This window comes from Flavobacterium sp. XN-5 (genome assembly GCF_008033395.2).
GTDB classification, from domain to species: domain Bacteria; phylum Bacteroidota; class Bacteroidia; order Flavobacteriales; family Flavobacteriaceae; genus Flavobacterium; species Flavobacterium hiemivividum.
The window spans coordinates 58,576-80,523 of the sequence record NZ_VOGZ02000004.1 but is presented as its reverse complement, the minus strand read 5'-3'; the positions used below and the strand labels follow the sequence as shown (position 1 = coordinate 80,523).

The window sequence follows — 21,948 nt, the reverse complement described above, 5'->3', positions numbered from 1 at the left end:
TGCTGTCACTTAATTTCTTGCTGGTATTTTAATCATTAGATGCTAACAATTCGATATCATTTATAGAAATAGGTTTAGATAAATAGCCTAAAATCGTAGGATATGATTTGGACTTCAACTTGTCTTCATAGGCAATAGAAGAGCTTGCAATATAGACCGTAATTGTTTTGTTTTTTAATGCTTCTAGTTTTGCCATTTCTTCCATGAACCCCCAGCCATCCATAACGGGCATGTTGATGTCTAATAGTATAATATCTGGAAGAGATTCCTTATTTGCAATGGTGTCTGCCAGAGCCTCAATTCCGTTTTTTCCATCATAAAAAGATGAAATAGTCGAGAATAGATTCGTCTTTTGGATAATTTTAGTTACGATTATTTGGTAAATTACATCATCATCGATGACCCATATTTTTTTCTTTTTCATCGAATGTAGATTTTAAATGTAGTTCCTTCGTTTGGTATACTATTTACTGTAATAGCCCCGTTCATTGCGTCAATTTGATTTTTTGTAATGAATAAACCTATTCCTTTTGATTCAGGATTATTGCTGAATGTCTTATACATTCCAAAAATTTTATCGGCATTTTTTACAAGATCTATTCCAATTCCGTTATCTGAGATTTGTAAAACGTTCATTTCGTCTTCAATTAGCCATTTAATATTAATAATAGGTAAACGGTCTGGGTGGCTGTACCTAATTGAGTTTGATAAGATGTTATATAATACGCTCTCTAAATACGCAGGATTATAATTGACCACTACATCGCTTGGAATTTGGGTTAGAATGGTTGCTTTCTTTGCTGTTATTTGTTCTGAAAGTACATTTTGTGCGGCTTCTATGTATTGATTTAAGTTTACAGATTCAGATACTAAGCCAATGTTGTTTCTAATATTTATAACCTCATTGAGATGTAGCATGGTTTCGTTTAATGAATTAGATACTGATTTTATTAGCAATAGTAAATCATTTTTTTCTTCCTCAGAGTCAGACATCTCAATTAATGATATAATTGATGTGATATTACTGGTGTGAGACCTTAAATTATGCGACACAATATAGGAGAAATTTAGAAGTCTTTTATTTTGCTCCGTAACTAGGTTGAAGGAATTATTCAAATCTTCTTCTGACTCTTTATTTTTGGTAATGTCAATCATAACACCACGTAAACCTATAGCTTTATCATCTTCATAAACGATAGATACAATGTCCCTTAGCCAAACAATTCTTTCATCTTTGGAAACCATTCTATATTCAAAATCGTGGTCTAAGTTTTGACTTGTTTGCGAAGCACAGTATTTAACTGTCGATTCCCTATCTTCTGGATAAATATGATCTACCCAAAATGTTTCACTTGCGAGCCATTCTTGTGGTGTATAACCCAATATCCCCTCTACTTTTTTACTTATAAAAGAAAAAGAAAAGTTTATTATATCACTTTCCCAAACAATTCCATCGATCGTATTGATTAGAGACTCGATTTGTTTTTGTGAATCAATAATCTTCTTTTCGGTATTTTTTCGTTCTGTAATATCCTCTGTAGAAACGATAACTCTTTCTAAAGTGTCTTCATAACCAGAAATGATATTCCACCTTAAATTGATATTACGAGAAAGGCCTTCGCTATTTCTAATTATAGCTTCCAGATTTAAATTCTTTTTTCCCTGAGTAATAGCTACAAGTTGATGAATAAATGTTTCTATCGACTCCTCATTTATAAAAGTATTTAAGTTTGTAAATAAAGCTGTTTTAGTGTCTACATTGTTAAATCGTAGACATTCCTGATTGACATTAATTACTTTAACTAGAGTAATACATTTTTCAACTTCATTAGGATTTTGTCGAAAATAAGCAGTAACTTTTTCTTCACTTTCGGCCATTAGTCCTAAAAAGTGGAGTTGTTTTTTTACTTCAGAAAAGTCTTCTTCCCATAAAGGTAACGGAGAGTCTTCAAAAAGGCTTTTAAAACGTATTTCAGTTTTTTTAGTTAATTCTTCGGCTTCTTTTCGAAGGGTTATATCCTGTGTAACAGCAATATTACTGGTGGGATTTTCATTATTGTTCCAAAGTGGAGAAACTGATAAATTCACCCAAATAATATTTCCTTCTTTTGTGAGGTATCTTTTTTCTATCGAAGGATCCCGAACTAAACCTTGTTTAACTTGGAAATTAATATTGGCATCATTAAGTAAATCATCAGGATGTGTAATAGAGTGATACGTTTTCTCCTTTAATTCCTTTTTAGTATAACCCACAAGTTTGCAAAACTGACTGTTAACTTCAATAAATTTTCCTGTTATTGCGTCTACATTTGTAATACCAACTGCCGCGTGATCAAAAATTGTTTTAAATTTAATTTCACTTTTTAATAGCTTTTCAGCCTGTTGATTGATTAAAAGTTGAAGCTCGGCCGGTTTTTTTAGAATTAGTGTTATCAAAAACCCAAATAATCCCGCCAAAAATAAACCAAGAAGGGTAGGGATTAAAATTGCTGCACTTAGGTAGTGTTGCTTTTTAGCGGTGAGTTCTAATTTCCAATTGCCATCTGGTATAACCAAAGAAACACTGTAATTATTTGAGAAATTATTTTCTATTGGAAGAAAATAGACTTCCTTATTGGTAATAGGATCTACTTTTGAAAATTGAAAGTAATATTTAGAAAGGTCCACATAAGCTACTGAAGACTTCAATAGATCTTCTAGTTTGATAATTACTGCTGAAAAACCCCAAAAATTACCACGCAGAAAAACAGGTAGTCGTCCCACAATTCCCGTACCTCCTTGCTTTAAATCGATAGGGCCAGCAAAGTACATTTTTTGGTTTTCGATTGATTGTAAGGCTTCTTCTTTAAGGTATGGCGTCTCTAAAATATTTAGTCCTATTGCAGCCTCATTGCCTTTCATTGGATAGACATATTTGATTACTCCTTGCGGGACTAATTCTATGGCAGATAGAGGGAGATTTGAGTGCAATAACTTCTTACTTATAGTGTCAAAATCTTCAGGAATTCCTTGATCATTTATAGTAAGCGCTAGGGTAAGGGTAGAGGTATAAGAGCTTTTAAGTGATTGCTCAATGTTTTGGTGAATTACATGAAGCGTATTTCTCATTGCAAGTTGATGGTCATCTTTAGCTATTTTATATTGTTGAAAGCCAATGAAACCTACAATAGTACTTAGTAACAGGAAAGTGAAAAGACCGGCAGTCTTTGGTTTTGCTATAAGCCACCTGAAGAATTTTAATCTATAATTTTTAGATGTCATTTAATCTATATGATCGATTGTGGGTTTTTTTTAATGTTCCCAAATATAGTTATTATAATAAAATATCCCGATAATTTTAAAAAATATATTAAAGTGTCAAATTAATTAAATTCTTGTTCAATAGCAGATTAAAAAAGGAGAAGTGGCGAAAAATAGACAAATGCATGGCGTTTTTTCTTTTTTATGACGGAGAGTTTGTCGTTTTTAAGCCCTATTTAACGCATGGGTTGTACTATTTGTTTAAATTAAAATGTCGAACTTTGCATCAGAATTTTGTACTACAAGAATCCACGATTTTATATTATATCTTTTTTTTTTTTAGGATCAACCAATTAAAGATAAGAAGAAGGAAGGAATGTGGGATTTTAAGAACGGATTAAAAACAGGAATTATGAGCAGGAATAATGAAAAAAATATTAAAAAGCACAACGATAAGTTGCACAAAGCGCAGGACAGGATTAAAAATGCAGAAATTCTTCGAAAGGAAAAATTAAAACAAATTGTAAAAAAATTCCACGACACTAAAAATTCTGATACTATATAATTAAAGAAATAATGGAAAACGAAAAATTCATCGAATTAAAAGCAAATGTGCAAGAAATAATCGATTTGATTGCAGCCAAAAATGCAAAAGAAGCGAATAATAAATTAATCGAAGTAAGCGATCAATTAGACGATTTTCTTGACTTTTCAGATGAGGATGAAGATTTGATTGAAATTAGTAAATACCAAGTTTTATTAAATCAATTGCAACAACGAATTATTGCGTTAAACGGACAATTGTAATTTAATTAAAATGATAAAATGTTACTGTGGTTCGCAACAAGATTTTGCTAATTGTTGTAAACCTTACCTCGATGGAGTTAAGAAAGCGCCCACCGCAGAAGCTTTAATGCGCTCTCGCTATTCAGCATTTGCTACCCACAAAGCAGATTATTTGGTGACGACAACTCACTTTTCGACCAGAAAACACCATAAAAAAGAGGATATTCTAGAATGGGCTAAAAGTAACCAGTGGATTAAATTGTCTGTTTTAGACTGTACTAAAAATACGGTTACCTTTAAAGCATTTTATCTTGATGATGAACTAATGGCACAAATACATTATGAACATTCTGTCTTTAAATTAGAAGACGGATCTTGGTTTTATGTGGACGGTGAGTTTTATTAGTTCTATTATAGGATCGTCGATTTCGCATCTACATATTGCGTAAGTGATTGCAGCGGAAATCCTCTATTTCTCTCGTTGTTAAAACGAGACAATAGAGATTGAGAGCGTAAAGCACGCTCGTCACGCCCAAAAAAATAGTTGTAATTTAGATTCTAATTTTACCTCGAGAACCGTTTTCATTAGGTGTTAATTCGTAAATGGCATTAGGAATAATGTTGGGTTCAATTCTATGAGAAACGTATAAAATAGCCATATTTGGTTGTTGTGATAAAAGGGTGATGAGCTGTGCTACCATAGCAACATTTTCATCATCTAAGCCCTCTACAGCCTCGTCTAAAATCAATAAAGGCGGATGTTTTATGACGGCACGCACAATAAGAGCAAGTCTTTGCTGGCCAAGTGAAAGCGTTTTAAAAGGTTTGTTTTTAAGGGAGCTTAAATGGATTAGATCAAGCCATTGCGTAACTATATTTTTTTGTAAATCCGTAGGTTGGGTGTACAGTCCAATCGAGTCAAAAAAACCCGATAGAATCATATTTTCGAGGCTGTCATTTTTGTGAAATAACTCTGTCATAGCCGTCGAAAAATAGCCAATATTTTTTTTTATATCCCAGATATTTTCTCCACTACCTTTTTTTATCCCAAAAAGACATAAATCCTGTCCGTAACCCTTTGTATTGTCGCCAGTTATTAAGGACAATAAAGTACTTTTTCCAGAACCATTAGGCCCTAGTAAATGCCAGAAATCTCCTTTTTTAATGGTCCAATTTATATCTTTTAAAATAGGTTTTTCATTGTAGCTTACACAAAGATTCTTCATTTTTATGAGAACTTCTTCAGCTAAAAGTACGGGGTTAAGAGGGGCTGGGATTTGATTTGCTTTAAATAAATTCTGCTCACTAAGCGCTGGGTTTATTTCGTCTAGAACAAATGAATTGTCTTTGATGTGCGCTTTTTTTAGAAGGAAAGAAGGAAAATCACTTTGACGGTTTACTAATAGAATCAATTGTGTTTTTTGAGCTAATTCCTCTAGTGTGATCCTAATCGTATTTCTTGAGTTCTGATCTAAATGGTCTAAGGGATTGTCAACAATAATAAAATCAGGTTTTTGATTGATACAATAATTCAAGAACACTTTCTTACGCTCGCCCGAGGAATAAGTACTTAATTTTCTTGTGGTTTCAAGTGCGGTTTCTACAGCGTCATATTGGTATTCCTTTTTAATAAAATTGTCTATAGCAATGTCCGAAAAAAGGATTCCTTTTTTAGTGTTAAACGTACTTAAATCTGAACTAGATGTTCCAGAAAGTAGGGTTTCGATAAACGCATTTTTATCGACCTGATTGGATAAAAAGATTCCCCAATGTTCTAATTGTTCCATTTTTAATTTTTAAAACGGTAAAATTAAACTTATTTATTTTAGGGCAAACTGATTGTGACGGAATGTGTCAACAAACTCTATTTTAACTAAAAATTAATAATCGTTTGCCAAGTCACTGTTTTAAAATGATGTAATTTTAAACTCTATGGAAAATGTTACTAAAAAAGGTTTCTACTTCAAGCAATATGAGGCGCCAAATCAGTCTCCGTTTGATAAACTCTTTGGAATTTTCAAGGAATTGATCACACATACTTCAGGCGATTTTGACGAAGCAATTGACTGGTTGCGGGAACTAGACAAAGAATATAAACTTACCGATGAACATTATACCATCGATGATTTTATTGAAGATTTAAAGAAAAAAGGGTACATCAAAGACGAGCTTAAGGACGATGGAACCTCAGGCATTGGAATTACTGCCAAAACTGAACGCGCGATAAGGCAGCAGGCTTTAGACCAGATTTTTGGGAACTTGAAACGCTCTGGAAACGGAAATCACAAAACAAAACATTCCGGAAGTGGAGATGAGCATACAGGGGAATTCCGGGAGTTTCACTTTGGAGACGGCCTGGAACGAATTTCGCTCACCGAGAGTTTACGCAATGCGCAAATCAATAACGGAGTGGAAGATTTTATGCTCACCGAGAATGACTTGGTTGTCGAAGATACCCAATACAAATCCCAGATGAGCACCGTACTGATGATCGACATCAGCCACAGTATGATTTTGTATGGGGAAGACCGAATCACACCTGCCAAAAAAGTAGCTATGGCCCTAGCAGAGTTGATTACTACAAGATACCCAAAAGACACTTTAGATATATTGGTTTTTGGAAATGATGCGTGGACAATTTCCATTAAAGATTTGCCTTATTTAAAAGTGGGACCTTTTCATACCAATACTGTTGCGGGATTGCAGCTAGCTATGGACTTACTTCGAAGAAAGCGTAACACCAACAAACAAATTTTCATGATCACAGACGGTAAACCGAGTTGTGTTCGCGAAAAAGACGGCAGCTATTATATGAACAGTAATGGTCTAGACGAATATATTGTCGATAAATGCTACAGTCAGGCACAACAAGCCCGAAAACTTCATATTCCTATAACCACGTTCATGATTGCAAACGATCCGTATTTGCAAAAATTTGTCAATAAGTTTACGGAAGCTAATCAAGGGAAAGCCTTTTATACTGGATTGAAAGGACTTGGCGAAATGATTTTTGAAGACTATGAAGCTAATCGCAAGAAGAGAATTAAGTAGTGTTCAGTGTACAGTTTTTAGTGTTCAGTCGAATATTGGAAAATAAAGCATAAAAGTAAAAAAAGAGATAAAAACACTTAGTGAACTTTGCGAAAAGCTTAGCGTCCTTTGCGGTTAAAACAAAATAAAAAAAAATGAAAATAGAAAACATAAATACTTTAGGCGAATTAAAAGCTTCAGGATATCAAAGTAAAAGCATTAAAGAAGAGTTGCGAACGAACTTAAGAGAGAAAATAAAATCAGGAAAACCTGTTTTTGAAGGGGTTTACGGTTTTGAGAATACAGTTATTCCTGAGTTGGAGCGAGCTATATTATCTCGTCACAACATCAATTTATTAGGGCTTCGTGGTCAAGCCAAAACTCGTTTAGCGAGAAAAATGATCGAATTATTAGATGAATATATTCCTTATGTGAACGGTTCAGAGATTAATGACGATCCATTAAACCCTATTTCGCGCTATGCCAAAGATTTAATAGCGATAAACGGAGATGCTACTGCTATCTCATGGTTGCACAGAAGTGATCGTTTCTTTGAAAAACTGGCTACTCCAGATGTAACCGTTGCTGATTTAATAGGAGATGTTGACCCTATAAAAGCAGCTAATTTGAAATTGTCTTATGCTGATGATCGTGTGATTCATTTTGGGATGATTCCACGTGCCAATCGTTGTATTTTTGTAATTAACGAATTACCTGATTTACAGGCGAGAATCCAAGTGGCATTGTTTAATATTTTACAAGAGGGTGATATTCAAATTAGAGGATTTAAATTGAGAATGCCGCTAGACATGCAGTTTGTATTCACTGCAAATCCTGAAGATTATACTAATAGAGGGAATATTGTAACTCCATTAAAAGATAGAATAGGCTCTCAAATATTAACCCACTATCCTGAAACTATAGAAATTGCTCGCGCGATTACGGCCCAGGAAGCAAATCTGGATGCTGATCAGAGTGATATGGTTTATGTTCCTTCCTTGGCAAAGGATTTATTAGAACAAATTAGTTTTGAAGCACGAGAAAGTGAATATATCGATAATAAAAGTGGAGTAAGTGCGCGAATGAGTATCACTGCTTATGAAAATTTGTTAAGTACGGCAGAACGCCGCGCTCTAAAAGCAGGAGATGATAAAACCAGCTTGCGTTTGTCTGACTTTATGGGAATTATTCCATCGATTACAGGAAAAGTAGAATTAGTTTATGAAGGAGAGCAGGAGGGAGCCGCATATGTTGCCCAAAACTTAATTGGTTCAGCGATTCATACCTTTTTTCCAGGCTATTTCCCTAAAATTGAAAAACTAGAAAAGCCAGATGAAAAAACACCTTATACGGATTTAGTCGAATGGTTCTTTGCCGAAAGCGGTTTTGAATTACTAGATGACGCTACAGATGAGGAATACCAAAGCATTCTAGGAGCAATTGTGCCACTTGAAATATTAGTAAAGAAATACCAACCACAATTAGAAAAGGAAGACAAATTTTTCATGAAAGAATTCATTCTTTGGGCAATGGTAGAATATAAAAAACTAAGCAAGGATAGGATATCTGAAGGCTATCAGTTTAAAGATATTTATGGAAGTTATATTAGTAGATTGTAACAACTAAAAATAGGATTTATATAATTGTACAAGGATTCAGATTAATGTCTGAATCCTTTTTTTGTAATCGTGTATTATATTGATTGTTAAGTTTAATTTTTATTTGTCTATTGCTATCTTTTTTTATTCTACCTTGCTCCGTTGGCATCACTTTCCGTCAACGGAAAATAAATGGAAAATAGCTTTGAAGCTTTAATTACCTCCTACATTGAGACCAAAGTAGGCATCTCTGAAAATTTTTTAAGTAACGAATTGGCCAACAGCTTAAAGCAAAATTTACTCGCCTTAAACCAGCAAAACTTATTAATTGTCGCAGGAACTGGAAACTCAGAAGTGATTGCGTATGACAACGCGGTGCGAAGTGATTCTATTTACTGGCTAGATAAAAAGCACAATAATGAATTTGAAAATGCTTTTTTTGTTCAAATAGAGGCTTTTATTGCCTACTTAAACGAAAGTTGTTTTACCGGAATTACCGGCTATGAATTTCATTATTCCCTATACGAAAAGGGCGATTTTTACCTACAGCATTTCGATCAATTTCAGAATAATCCCAGTCGGAAATATTCGATGATTAGTTACCTAAATGATAATTGGAAACCCGAAGATGGTGGAGAGTTACTCATTCACCAAGAAAATAGCAATCAAAAAATTTCACCTACTCAAGGAAAGACCATCTTCTTTAAAAGCGATGAGTTGCTTCATGAGGTTTTGGTTACTCAAAATACTCGAATGAGTATTACCGGATGGTTGAAATGTGATTGATATTTAACTAATACTTTAGTCAACTAACCTAATTTTATGTAAAGTTTAGGTTAGTTGACTTTAATTTTAATCGACTTTAAAATTGGCTAGCGAATCGTTTCCAGTATCAAATACAATCTGTCCGCTTCATTTGTAAGCTGATTTATTTCAGCTTTTATAGTTTGGATGTCGTTTTGTATCAAACTGATTTCTTCCGATTTTTCATTTTCAGACCTAAGGAATGTAAATCTTTCGGCATCACTTAGATCTTTTTTAGCATTTTCTAATTGAGTTTGATTATTAGTAAGTAAAATCTTAATTTCAGTAATGCGACTGTTAATCGAATCTCTTCTTCTTAGGTTATTATTTTCCAATTCAATTCTTTTTCTAATTTCCTCTTGAATACGTTCCTCGTTTCGCACGTTTTGTTCAAGTACAATTTTCTCGTTGCTAAACTCCGTTTCCTTATTTTTGATGTCTATTTCGCTTCTTTTATTATTTTGAATAACGTTTAGAACAAAGACAGCTGTAAATATCGCTAGAAATAAAAGGGCTAAAAAAAAGTGACTTTTCTTTAATCCTAAGATTGTTGATTCTGATTCCTTTTCGTCCTCAATTTCGGGAGTAGAAATAGCTTCGGGAATAGGAGTGGTGAATTTTATAGGTGGTGGAACTACTGTGAAGAAAGAGCTAAGTTCTTCGATATCAATAGCATGTTTCCATTCGTCCATGCCTTGGTACCATACTAAAGTAGCTTTGCCTATTTGTTGGGTTTTTAATTCATCTAGTGTAAAAGGGCCACCATTTTCCTTGCCATTATTGATGTAGTAGGTTCTCATTATTTGCAAATATTAACTGTGCTTTTTTAGAACGTAATATTACAAAAAAATGTATTTTGATTGGGTAGAAAACGTCAGATTGTTTTGTGTCGTTGTGTATTATAATTTTCCATACACTTTTGAAACATAATGTCCGTCGAGAAATGCAGCTGAATCAATTTGGCTTTGAAGAATAGTACCTTTATGTTTTCCTTCTAGCAGTAATTGTGCGGCTTGCGCCAAAGGTGCTGCGGTAGTGGTTTGAATTGCTCTTAGTTGATGATTCCCTATTTTTTGCGGGAGAATAGTTTTAGCTATTTCGCGACGGCGTAAAACACCTTCGATATCTTTACCTTCTATGGCGGCGTACAATACAATTTGGTCATCCTCTACACGAGGAATTATCTCTTGCATTTTTTGCTGTAAGGTTTTAATGGCAGCTTCGGTGGTTGCAGCTTTTTTAATTTGCTTTTCTACCCAAGCATAATGACCAGGATATCGCAATGTTTTATAATCAAGACGACATACTTTTCCTGATAAAGCATCGGGTAAATCAGCGGCACCTCCGGAGGTAAGATCTTCTTCATAAGAAATGCCATCAATGATAATTGTAGCTCGCTCTGATAAGGATGGAAGTGTTGTTTTAACGTAGTCTCTTAATACAATTGTGTCTTTTAGATATTCGGTGGCAACACCAACAGGACTCCAGGTAAAACCATAAAAATGTGGTGCTACAGCATGTTTTGTTAGCGCACCTACTTTAAATTCCAGTGTGTGAACAGAGTTTACTTTGTAGTCGTTGCGAAATTGTAGGAACAATTCATGGGCTAATAAATCAATATATCCTGGTGCTAAACCAGTTTGTAATATAAAACCAGTTGTAGCATTTTTAGACAAGGCTTTAATCTCTTCGGTTTCGGCAACGTATTCTGTAAGGTTTGCGTAATGAAGGTTAAAGTCTTTTGCAAATTGAGCAATTCTAGGCGCTGCACTACCTGGCAAGCAATCCAGAACAATATCTCCTTGCAGAAAGATGTCCTCCATTTCGTCAGTAATTCCAGTTTCGACAAGATCAAAAGCTTTTATAGTGCAGGGTTTTGTAGTGCCTTCTTCAACCCATTTGGCTACTTTTTTAGCTTTTAAAAAACTCCTATCCCCTATAAAAAGAGTAGGAGTGATATCACTCCATTCCGCCAAAATTAAACTAACGGCCTCAGCGATGCCACCGGCTCCCGCTATAATAATATTGTAATGTTTTTTCATAATCTAAAGTTAGTCTTTTTATCGAAAATAAATTGCGATATTTTTAAAATTCTCCAGTGATTGTGTTTTGTAATTCTTTGATAGTTAATTTTTTTGTACATTTTTTATAATATAGAAGTACACTTTTTTTAATGATTTAAATAGATGGAATACTGATATTTCGAAACATTAAATAATTACAAACTAGAATCAGAGAAAGTATTATATTCGAAATTAAAGGTAATCTGAAACTGTTTTGGTTTCGGGATAAAGTAATGTCTTACATCAATTATTGGCCGTAAAAGACTCGCTATAATTTTCATTATTAGTATTTTTGGAAAATAAATAGCTAATAAGTTTTAGACCTCGTATTTAATGCAAATAGAAGTCACTGTATAGTTATTTCATTAAGGAGTTCTTTTTTAGTAACAAAAAGTTGTTTGTTTAAAGCAATAAAAAAAATAAAATTTCATGGATAACGATAAATTTATTTTCTGTCTCGAAGTTGTTCCTGATGTAGAAACGGTTATCAATACTGAGGTTTTTAGAAATCTAGGGCAAATTGCTTTGGAACAAGGAATAACAAGTATTTATAGAACCTGCGATACGATTGAAGGAGTCGAAGAGGGTTTAAGTGCGTTGCGCTACGACGATCATAATTTTAAGGATTATGAAATAATCTATCTCGTAATGCCGGGTGAAGGAAATTCTATATGTGTCAATGAATATTACTACAGTTTAACAGAAATGGCTGAGCTTTTTGAAGGAAAGCTAACAGGTAAAATTTTGCATTTTGCCAATATCAAAGTACTTGATTTAGATCCAGAAGAAGCACAGTATTTTTTAGATGTTACTGGCGCTCGTGCAGTTTCAGGATATGGAGAAGCCATGCACAATATTAATAGCATTAACTTAGATAAAGCTTTTTTTAGCTTATGCCAAGATCAGGATGATCTAATTGAAATCGTAGAAGAGTTGCATGAAAAGCATTATGGTCTCTGTAAATTACTTGATTTCAGACTATATTACTAACTGTGGAATATCGAGTTTGAAGGGTACAAAATTGTATCTGGTATAATGTCTGTTTCTTCTAGGGAACGTAATTTAAACGATAATTGGTTTTTAGTTTTTAATAAAATGAGATATATTTGGCAATTGTGGATTTTAGATTTTTTTCGAAATTTAGTATCAAACATATCACACCACAGATTATTCATTTTTTAAATAGCAAAGGATAATTTCTATCCTTAAATTAGATTTCACTTTATGAAAAAAGTAATAATAATTAGCCTTTTCTTAGGTATTGCAGTAGTAGCTTGTAAAAGTCAAAAAACAGTAGTTGCAACTAATACGGAATTAGCGATAATTCCGCAGCCCAAATTTGTAGAAACATATCAAAAGAAGCTGAATGTAAAATTACTGAATGAGTTAGAATTACCTTCTGATTGGCAACAACTAGGCGATCAATATATTGCTTTTAATCAAAAAAATAATCTGGGTGCTATACAAATTGTCGATAAGGCAAAAAATACTGCTATTCGAATTAAAAAAAATCAAAATTTAAGTCTTGAATCTTATACATTACAAATAAATGAGACTGGAATTCATATAGAAGCTTCAGACTTTGGAGGTGCTTTTAATGCGTTTCAAACTTGGAAACAAATCGTGCTTAGTGCTGAAAACAATAGTGTAATGCAATTGAAAATTGAAGATCAACCGCGCTTTAATTACCGCGGACTGATGCTTGATTGCAGCAGACATTTTTGGACAGTCGATGAATTAAAGGAAACGATCACGCAAATGTCCTTTTTTAAATTGAACAAACTGCATTTACATCTTACTGATAATAATGCTTGGCGAGTGGAGATTAAAGCCTATCCTAAACTTACAACGGCTGGGACTTATTACAAAGATTACCCAGAATTGTCCAATAAATTTTATACCCAAGAAGATTTAAAGCAAGTAGTCGCTTTTGCGGGACTTCACAATATTGAGGTAATTCCAGAAATTGATTTACCAGGTCATGCGATTGGCATTCTTGCTGCTTACCCTAATTTGTCCTGTACAGGCGGTGAATTTGAAGTGTTTCCAGAGGAAATGCCAATGAAAGATCGCAAGAGAATGAACGTAAACATGCTTTGTCTTGGGAATCCGGATACATATACTTTTGCAGAAAAAGTGATTCAAGAAATGGCTGCTATTTTTCCTTCTAAGAAAATACATTTAGGAGGTGATGAGGTGCCAACAAATATCTGGGAAAAATGTTCGAAATGTCAAAAACTTCATCAACAAGAAAATTTAAATACATGGGGCGAATTACAAGATGTTTTCACAAAAAAAATGTCGGCTGTAGTTAAGAAATACGATAAAACCATGGTGGGCTGGGATGAAATTAATGAGAGACATGCCGCTTCTACAGAGGATATTGTTATGGCGTGGCGTGATTATGGATTCAATCAAGCCGTAGAAGCCTTAGAAAGGAATGTTCCTGTAATAATGGCACCGCAGCACGGCTGTTATTTTGATTGGGGCTACGCTGGAAATGCAACTAGGAAGGTTTATGAATGGGATCCTATCTCTGCGGAGATGGAAGCCTTAAAGAAAAACAATTTAGTTTTAGGAGGGCAGGCTTGTTTATGGACGGAGCGTATTGCAACTCAAGAAAGAGTGGAGGAGATGTTATATCCTAGAATTACGGCTTTGGCCGAAGTTCTTTGGTCTCCAAAGGAAAGTAGAAATTGGGATTCCTATTTAAAGCGATTAGAGCAAAGTTATGATCATATGAAAACTTTGGGAATTAGCTATTATGTTGATGACGCAATAAATGAAAGCGAGTTTATTCCTAAAAAAGAAAAACCAGCCTTGGTGAGACATGCTTGGCTAACAACTAATCTTCCAAATCATGGAAATTATCACCTCGAGTACATTTTTGATGGAAAATCAAATACTTTTTATTGGGGAAGTAGAAGCATTGGAATTGGTGATTTTTACCAAATTCAATTGGGCGAAGCTGTTCTGGCCAATAAAATTACAGTAATCACTGGAGATTCAAAAGACTATATTCAGCATGCTGATTTATTAGTTTCTGAAGATGGAGAAACATTTAAAAAAGTGGGATCTTTTTCTGATGACGGAATGGCGGCAGCTTATTTAGGTGGAAAAACCATTCGTGCAATTCGTATTGAAGCTACAAAACAACATACGAGCTGGCCAGTTATTAAAGAAGTTAAAATCGAGTAGAATGATAATTGCAGAAGGCTGTTAGGAAACGTTCTTAATAGAGTAAGGTATTATTTAAGAATCCTAAATTTGAAAATAGTCAATAATTCTCAGTATTTTTCTTGTACTCTTTTGGGGTTGTTCCTGTTAGTTTTTTAAATATTCTGTTGAAATTAGAGGCGGTTTTAAAGCCGCAATCATAAGCGACCTCAGACATGCCCATGTCTGTTTCGATAAGAAACTTACAGGCTTTTTCAACCCTTATTTCGTTGAGGTATTCTACAAAGCTTTTTTTAGCTTTTAGTTTAAATGTACGACAAAAAGAAGTCGGGGTGAGATTGGCAATTTTGGCAATTTCGACAAGTGAAATATCTTCCTTGTAGTTTTCTTGTACATATATAAAAACATCCGAAAGACGATCATTTTTAGTTTGATCGTTTAGCGGGGAGTAGGCTTCGTTGTTTACAAAAGTAAGGTCAGTACTTTCAGAAAGGATAGATAGTATTTCAAATAGTCCAATGATAATTTCGAAATTCTTTTTATGAACGAGTTTCTCTAGTTTTTTAGCAATCTGTTTATTTGTTTTGCCGCTTATAGATAATCCTCTAATGCCACGGTTAAACAACGCATTGATTTTTTGGGCTTCCTTCATCTCGTAAAAAGCAGGTCCAAAGAGTTCTTTATTAAAGTAAACGACAATTGCCTTCGCTTTTAGATTATTAATATCTTGATAGTACATTTCGTCGTTCAGCCATACATGTGGAATATCTGAACCCAAAAAAACCATATCGCCAGATTCAAAAGGAGCCACTGAATTCCCAACAATTCTCTTGCCATAACTTTCCTTAATATATACTAACTCAAGCTCAGGATGGGAATGGAAAGGCGATTGAAAAAACGGCTCTTCTCTAGAAATTACAGAAATTGAGCTGTTTAGATAGGATGTTATTTTAGTTTTTTCAATTTTCATTTCTAGAGCAAAGATAATTAATAATTAAATAAAGATAATATCGGATTAATATACAGATCGTAAATATTATAACTTTCGACTTCTAAAATACTATCAATTTAATAAAAATAGGTATGGCATTAAATGCTCAGTCGGTTGCACAAAATAAAGCTATTTCTAATGAAATGCCAACAATAAACAATTATTCGAGTGACAATGGAAAAGGAAATCCTAAGGATTCTAATCATAAAGAGCAAGAAACAAACGAATCAAAAAAGTGGTTGTTTCCGTTTATCTTAGTTACGAGTTTGTTTTTTTTCTGGGGATTTGTTCATAATCTGGATCCTATTTTAATTCCTCATTTAAGGAAGGCTTTTAATTTGACAGATCTAGAGTCTTCTCTTGTTGACTCTGCCGTTTTCATCGCTTATTTTGTCATGGCACTACCTGCAGGGTATGTGATGCGAAAATATGGATACAAATCTGGAATTCTAATCGGACTGGTTTTGTTCGGTATTGGTTCTCTTCTTTTTGTACCGGCCGCAAATTCTTTACAATATGTTTATTTTCTAGGCGCTTTGTTTGTAATCGCTTGTGGATTAACATTCTTAGAAACGGCAGCAAATCCGTATGTGACTATATTAGGACCTGCTGAAACCGCAACCAAGAGATTAAATTTTTCACAATCTTTTAATGGATTGGCTGCTTTTATCTCGCCTACAGTTATAGGACCAATTATTTTATCGGGTAAAAACTTGACTGAAACCGAGATGGCGAGCATGTCGTCAACGGAATTGAATACTTATCTAGCTTCAGAAGCTGCAAGCGTAAAAATGCCTTACTTAATTTTAGGTTTGATAATTCTGGCTGTTGCAGTTGTATTTTATTTTACCAATATGCCAGATGTTAAGGAGGACGATAATGAGGGTGGTGAAGGATCTAGTTTTGGATCTGCCTTAAAGTCAATGAAATTAAGATGGGGTATTGTTGCTCAGTTTTTTTATGTAGGAGCTCAGGTTTGTGTAGCTAGCTTTTTTATAAAAATGGCTACCACAACAGCTGGTATAGAAGAGGTAACGGCTGCCAAATTCTTAGGATTTTTTGGTTTGGCATTTATGCTAGGCCGCTTTGCAGGGACTTTTTTAATGCAGTATATCCACGCTCGAAAATTACTTATAATATATGCTACAATTAATATTTTGTTGACCATTATCGCAATTACAGGGTCGGGAATGATTGTAGTCTATACATTGATAGCAATTGCTTTCTTTATGAGTATCATGTTTCCTACTATTTTCTCTATGGGAATCGACGGACTTGGTCACAACACTAAAATTGGTTCTTCATTAATCGTGATGGCAATTGTGGGAGGAGCTTTATTGCCTCCTGTTTTGGGACTGATTTCTGACGCAACTGGAAGTATTCAAATGGGTTACCTTGTTCCACTAACCTGTTTTGCAGTGATATTATTATTCGCATTCAACGGACACAAAGCTAATAAAGCATAACTTTTATTTATAGACAATGTTAAACAACGAAACGAAAAGACTGGTAATTAAAATGCACCCCAATGATAATGTTTTGGTGGCTTTGACAGATTTATCACAAAATGAAAGAGTGATTTTCGAAGAAGAAACTTATGTTCTTCAAGACGCTATTAAAGCAAAACATAAATTTTATACAATTGATTTAAATGCTGGTGATGAGGTAATCATGTATGGTGTTTTGGTTGGAAAAGTGCAATGTGATATTGCTAAAGGAAGTTTAATGACTATCGAAAACCTAAAGCATGCTGCAGAACCTTATGCTTACAGAGAAGTAGACTATTCTTGGCAGGTTCCAGATGTGACCAAATATAAAGACCGAACATTTAATGGTTTCAAAAGAAAAGATGGTCGTGTGGGAACAGCTAATTATTGGCTATTTGTGCCAACGGTATTCTGTGAAAACAGAAACTTAGATGTAATAAAAGAAGCATTGCACAATGAGTTAGGCTATTCTGTTAGTGATAAATATACTCAATATACTCACCAATTGCTGAAAGCATATCAAAATGGTGATAATATTGATTCGATTGATTTAGAACTTACAGCTACCAGCGCGACTAATCGTGTTTTTAAAAATGTTGATGGTATAAAATTCCTTAATCATCAGGGTGGATGTGGGGGGACTCGTCAAGATTCGGCTACTTTGAGCGCTTTATTAGCTTCATATGCAAATCATCCTAATGTTGCGGGAATTACCCTTTTGAGTTTGGGTTGCCAGCATTTGCAGGTGCAGGACTTTAAAAATGATGTTGTAATGCAGAATCCTTTATTTGACAAACCTTTGCTTGTTTTCGAACAACAACAGACAGTAAGTGAGGAGCAATTAATAGCGGATGCAATTAAACAAACCTTTGCTGGCTTAATAGAAATTAATAAACTACAAAGAACTCCAGCACCTTTAAGCGAATTAGTATTAGGAGTGAAATGTGGCGGAAGTGATGGTTTTAGCGGAGTTTCTGCTAATCCTGCTGTTGGTTATACCTCTGATTTATTGGTCGCTTTAGGTGGTAAAGTGTTGCTAGCGGAATTTCCTGAATTGTGCGGTGTAGAACAGAATTTAATCGATCGCTGTATTTCAAAGGAATCAGCAGAGAAGTTTATTAATTTGATGCAATCTTATGATGCATTGGCTCATAAAGTAGGTTCTGGTTTTCACATGAACCCTTCTCCAGGAAACATCAAAGACGGATTGATAACAGATGCCATTAAAAGTGCTGGCGCTGCTAAAAAAGGCGGAACTGCTCCAGTGGTAGATGTTTTAGATTATACTGAACCTGCAACAAAATCGGGACTTAGCTTAGTTTGTACACCTGGAAATGATGTCGAAGCAACTACAGGAAAAGCAGCTTCTGGAGCGACATTAATTTTGTTTACAACCGGTTTAGGAACACCAACAGGAAATCCAGTTTGTCCAGTGATTAAGGTAGCAACCAATTCGGTTTTAGCCAAAAAAATGAGCGATATTATTGATATTGATTGTGGTCCGGTTATTAGTGGCGAAAAATCCATTGAGGAAATGGGAGAGGATATTTTAGATTATTGCATCAAGGTTGCGAATGGTGAAATCATTCCTAAAGCAGTACAATTGAATCAGGATGATTTTATTCCTTGGAAACGAGGCGTATCTTTATAAATAATATGAATCAAGAATTTACACCCGACAGGTTTTCAAAACCTTTCGGGTGTGTATAAGTTCATTCACATAAATAATTATTTTCATAAAATTTAAAATAACAAACAACATATATTATGTTTTCATTACAAAATAAAATAGCAGTAGTTACAGGCGGTGGAAGCGGAATAGGAAAAGCGATTTCAGCTTTATTTGCTAAACAAGGAGCAACAGTTCATATTTTAGAATTAAATGAAGAAAGCTCTAAAATAGCGGTGGACGAAATCACAGCTGAAGGCGGAAAAGTTTTTGCTCATGCTTGTAATGTAGCGAGTCATGAAGCAGTAGTTGCAACATTCGAAAAAATTGGAGCTATCAATATTCTGGTTAACAATGCTGGTATTGCTCATATTGGTAAAGTTGATACAACGCCCGAAGCTGATTTTGATCGCATTATGAATGTAAACGTTAAAGGAGTTTACAACTGTTTGTTTGCTGCGATTCCGCAATTACGAAAAAGCAATGGTGGTGTGGTAGTAAATATGGCATCAATTGCTGCTTGGGTTGGGATTCCAGATCGATTTGCGTATTCCACTGCAAAAGGAGCGGTAATGGCAATGACATTATCAGTTGCTAAGGATTACCTTAACGAGAATATCCGTTGTAATTCAATCTCTCCTGCAAGAGTGCATACACCTTTTGTGGACGGATTTATTTCTAAAACATATCCAGGAAAAGAGGCGGAAGTATTTGAAAAATTATCAAAGTCACAACCTATTGGGCGCATGGGTAAACCAGACGAAGTAGCAGCATTAGCTTTATTCTTATGTAGTGATGAAGCAGGATTTATCACAGGTTCTGACTATCCTATCGATGGCGGATTTATAAAATTGAACAATTAGTGAAATTAGCATAACCGTTAAGTGGTCGCAAACACCAATAGTGATATGCGACCCGAGCGATAGCGAATCGGAGAAGCAATTAAATATGACCTATAAAAAAACAATAAACATCAACATATGAAAGTCGCCTTATTCATACCGTGTTATATCGATCAGTTTTATCCGCAAGTGGGCATTGCTACTTTGCAATTGTTAGAAAAACTAGGTTGTGACGTTAGTTTTCCTTTGGAGCAAACTTGTTGTGGACAACCGATGGCTAATAGTGGTTTTGCAAGCTTAAGCAAAGGTTGTGATGCTAATTTTGTCGAAAACTTCTCTGGATTCGATTATATCGTAGCGCCTTCAGGAAGTTGTGTTTTACATGTGAAAGAACATTTACAAGACGCAGCACATCCAGAAAAAGCAGCGAATATTAGAAAGAATGTTTATGAGTTAACAGAATTTTTGACTGATGTTTTGAAGATAGAGAAGCTACAAGCTCGATTTCCTTTTAAAGTAGGAATTCATAACAGCTGCCACGGACAACGAGGTTTAGGTCTTTCGTCAATGACAGAAACAATGACGCCTACTTTTTCTAAACCAGAACAGTTGCTGAATATGGTTACAGACATTCGGTTAAGTAAACCCAAACGAAATGACGAATGTTGTGGTTTTGGCGGGACTTTTTGTGTATTCGAAGAAGCCGTGAGTGTCAAAATGGGGAAGGACAGAGTTGCTGAACATGATGACAATGAAGTTGATTATATCACCGGTGGAGACACGAGTTGCTTGATGCACCTAGAAGGAATATTAAAAAGACAAGGAAGTAAAATTAAAACTATTCATATTGCCGAAATATTGAATAGCTCATTATAAAAGTATGAAAATATCACATGCAGCATTAGCAGAGAAATTTATTGCGGACGAGCCTAGAACTGATTGGCACGACGATACCTTGTGGTTTGTTCGTGAAAAAAGGGACAAGGCAGCTCATGGTTTGCCAGAATGGGAACAATTGAGAGAGTGGGGTTCGCAAATAAAAGATCATACGCTTTCTAATCTTTCAAACTATTTAAAAGAATTTGAAGAAAAGGCTAAAGCCAATGGAATCATTGTTCATTGGGCTGCAGATGGAGACGAACACAATAAAATAATCCATACCATTATTCAGAAGCACAAGATTCAAAAAATTGTGAAGAGCAAAAGCATGCTTACTGAAGAATGCCATTTGAATGATTATTTACAAGAAAAGGGAATAGAAGTGGTAGATACGGATCTAGGTGAGCGTATTGTTCAGTTTAGAAAGGAGGCGCCGAGTCACATTGTATTGCCAGCAATTCACTTAAAAAGAGAAGATGTTAGCGAAACTTTTCATGAGTATTTGCAAACAGAAAAAGGAAATAATGATCCTCAGTATTTAACTGAAGCTGCTAGACAACATTTACGTGATAAGTTTGTTCAATCAGAACTTGCGATTACGGGAGTGAATTTTGCCGTAGCAGAAACTGGTGGTTTTGTGGTTTGCACCAATGAAGGAAATGCTGATATGGGTGCACATACCGCTGCAGTACATATCGCCTGCATGGGTTTTGAAAAAATCATTCCAAAGGCAGAACATCTAGCGGTATTTTTGAGATTATTGGCAAGAAGTGCTACTGGACAACCGGTTACTACCTATTCAAGTCATTTTCATAAACCAAGACCAGGTCAAGAAATGCACCTTGTAATTGTAGATAATGGTCGTAGTAAACAATTGGGGCGTGAGGATTTTAGAAATTCATTAAAGTGCATTCGTTGCGCTGCTTGTTTTAATACTTGTCCGGTGTATCGTCGAAGTGGCGGTCATAGTTATCAAACTGCTGTGGCGGGGCCGATTGGTTCTATTTTGAGTCCAAATTTAGACATGAAAGCCAATGCCGATTTGCCATTTGCATCTACTTTATGCGGTAGTTGTACCAATGTTTGTCCGGTGAAAATTAATATTCACGAGCAATTGTGGAAATGGAGGCAAGTAATTGTGGCCGAAGGTTTTGCTGATACAAGAAAAAAAACAGTCATGAAAACGATGGCTTATTTATTTTCGAAACCAAGTGTGTATCGCTTTGTTGGAAAAATAGGAAGGAGAATGATGAAAGCATTTCCATTTATGACCAACAATAAATTAAACGTGTGGTACAAGCAAAGAGAAATGCCGGAGCCACCAAAGGAATCTTTTAGAGAGTGGTATTTGAAAAACGGTAAAAATAATAAAATGCAATAGT

19 protein-coding genes are annotated in these 21,948 nt (G+C 34.8%); 13 read left to right on the top strand and 6 right to left on the bottom strand.

The features are described 5' to 3' along the window. Positions 1-28: 28 nt before the first annotated feature. Together FQU23_RS08905 and FQU23_RS08900 are read right to left on the bottom strand one after the other, a co-directional pair. On the bottom strand, positions 29-424 hold the full coding sequence (locus FQU23_RS08905; protein WP_147673573.1) for a response regulator: 396 nt from the start codon (positions 422-424) through the stop codon (positions 29-31). Further along, positions 421-3,261, bottom strand: a complete 2,841-nt coding sequence (locus FQU23_RS08900) for a PAS domain S-box protein (RefSeq protein WP_147673572.1) — start codon at positions 3,259-3,261, stop codon at positions 421-423. The genes FQU23_RS08905 and FQU23_RS08900 overlap by 4 nt, the downstream gene beginning before the upstream one ends. Before the next feature lie 391 nt (positions 3,262-3,652). Here FQU23_RS08900 and FQU23_RS08895 point away from each other — a divergent pair, with 391 nt between their 5' ends. The 3 genes from FQU23_RS08895 to FQU23_RS08885 are packed head-to-tail and all read left to right on the top strand — an operon-like array spanning position 3,653 to position 4,432. Continuing rightward, positions 3,653-3,805, top strand: a complete 153-nt coding sequence (locus FQU23_RS08895; protein WP_165425749.1) for a hypothetical protein — start codon at positions 3,653-3,655, stop codon at positions 3,803-3,805. Between the two features lie 11 nt (positions 3,806-3,816). After that, a complete protein-coding gene (locus FQU23_RS08890; RefSeq protein ID WP_147673571.1) occupies positions 3,817-4,047 on the top strand; it encodes a hypothetical protein in 231 nt (76 codons plus the stop codon). 10 nt (positions 4,048-4,057) lie between these two features. After that, positions 4,058-4,432 (top strand): YchJ family protein, encoded by a 375-nt coding sequence (locus tag FQU23_RS08885; protein ID WP_147673570.1) that lies wholly within the window; start codon positions 4,058-4,060, stop codon positions 4,430-4,432. Between the two features lie 145 nt (positions 4,433-4,577). Here the strand turns inward: FQU23_RS08885 and FQU23_RS08880 are convergent, their stop codons facing one another. Continuing rightward, complete coding sequence (locus FQU23_RS08880) at positions 4,578-5,813, bottom strand: ATP-binding cassette domain-containing protein (RefSeq protein WP_147673569.1); 1,236 nt, start codon at positions 5,811-5,813, stop codon at positions 4,578-4,580. A gap of 145 nt (positions 5,814-5,958) precedes the next feature. Between FQU23_RS08880 and FQU23_RS08875 the strand changes: the two genes are divergently transcribed. The 3 genes from FQU23_RS08875 (at position 5,959) to FQU23_RS08865 (ending at position 9,440) form a co-directional block, all read left to right on the top strand. Next, a complete protein-coding gene (locus FQU23_RS08875; RefSeq protein ID WP_147673568.1) occupies positions 5,959-7,077 on the top strand; it encodes a vWA domain-containing protein in 1,119 nt (372 codons plus the stop codon). 134 nt (positions 7,078-7,211) lie between these two features. Then, entirely contained in the window at positions 7,212-8,675 is a 1,464-nt protein-coding gene (locus FQU23_RS08870; protein WP_147673567.1) for an AAA family ATPase, read from the top strand. A 171-nt stretch (positions 8,676-8,846) separates the two neighbouring features. After that, positions 8,847-9,440 carry a 2OG-Fe(II) oxygenase gene (locus FQU23_RS08865; protein WP_147673566.1) on the top strand — a complete coding sequence of 198 codons (594 nt, stop codon included), beginning with the start codon at positions 8,847-8,849 and terminating at the stop codon, positions 9,438-9,440. A gap of 86 nt (positions 9,441-9,526) precedes the next feature. On the opposite strand, the gene FQU23_RS08860 is transcribed toward FQU23_RS08865, so the two are convergent. Both FQU23_RS08860 and FQU23_RS08855 read right to left on the bottom strand, forming a co-directional pair. Next, on the bottom strand, positions 9,527-10,258 hold the full coding sequence (locus FQU23_RS08860; protein ID WP_147673565.1) for a DUF4339 domain-containing protein: 732 nt from the start codon (positions 10,256-10,258) through the stop codon (positions 9,527-9,529). Between the two features lie 99 nt (positions 10,259-10,357). Further along, a complete protein-coding gene (locus tag FQU23_RS08855; RefSeq protein ID WP_147673564.1) occupies positions 10,358-11,500 on the bottom strand; it encodes a saccharopine dehydrogenase family protein in 1,143 nt (380 codons plus the stop codon). Positions 11,501-11,950: 450 nt separating this feature from the next. On the opposite strand from FQU23_RS08855, the gene FQU23_RS08850 reads away from it, so the two are divergent. Then, entirely contained in the window at positions 11,951-12,511 is a 561-nt protein-coding gene (locus FQU23_RS08850; protein ID WP_147673563.1) for a DUF6642 family protein, read from the top strand. A 234-nt stretch (positions 12,512-12,745) separates the two neighbouring features. Then, a complete protein-coding gene (locus tag FQU23_RS08845) occupies positions 12,746-14,719 on the top strand; it encodes a family 20 glycosylhydrolase (protein WP_147673562.1) in 1,974 nt (657 codons plus the stop codon). 79 nt (positions 14,720-14,798) lie between these two features. Here the strand turns inward: FQU23_RS08845 and FQU23_RS08840 are convergent, their stop codons facing one another. Continuing rightward, a complete protein-coding gene (locus FQU23_RS08840) occupies positions 14,799-15,668 on the bottom strand; it encodes an AraC family transcriptional regulator (protein ID WP_147673561.1) in 870 nt (289 codons plus the stop codon). Between the two features lie 113 nt (positions 15,669-15,781). Between FQU23_RS08840 and fucP the strand changes: the two genes are divergently transcribed. The 5 genes from fucP to FQU23_RS08815 all read left to right on the top strand — a co-directional run bounded on the left by fucP (position 15,782) and on the right by FQU23_RS08815 (position 21,947). Beyond that, positions 15,782-17,155: an L-fucose:H+ symporter permease gene (fucP, locus tag FQU23_RS08835; RefSeq protein WP_245181093.1), complete on the top strand. Its 1,374-nt coding sequence runs from the start codon at positions 15,782-15,784 to the stop codon at positions 17,153-17,155. A 16-nt stretch (positions 17,156-17,171) separates the two neighbouring features. After that, on the top strand, positions 17,172-18,827 hold the full coding sequence (locus FQU23_RS08830) for a UxaA family hydrolase (protein WP_147673560.1): 1,656 nt from the start codon (positions 17,172-17,174) through the stop codon (positions 18,825-18,827). Between the two features lie 116 nt (positions 18,828-18,943). Next, on the top strand, positions 18,944-19,708 hold the full coding sequence (locus FQU23_RS08825) for an SDR family NAD(P)-dependent oxidoreductase (protein WP_147673559.1): 765 nt from the start codon (positions 18,944-18,946) through the stop codon (positions 19,706-19,708). 117 nt (positions 19,709-19,825) lie between these two features. Beyond that, the gene (locus FQU23_RS08820) at positions 19,826-20,563 is read left to right on the top strand and encodes a (Fe-S)-binding protein (protein WP_147673558.1); all 738 of its coding nucleotides are present in this window, start codon (positions 19,826-19,828) and stop codon (positions 20,561-20,563) included. 4 nt (positions 20,564-20,567) lie between these two features. Continuing rightward, positions 20,568-21,947 carry a lactate utilization protein B gene (locus tag FQU23_RS08815; RefSeq protein ID WP_147673557.1) on the top strand — a complete coding sequence of 460 codons (1,380 nt, stop codon included), beginning with the start codon at positions 20,568-20,570 and terminating at the stop codon, positions 21,945-21,947. The last annotated feature ends 1 nt before the right edge of the window (position 21,948 follow it).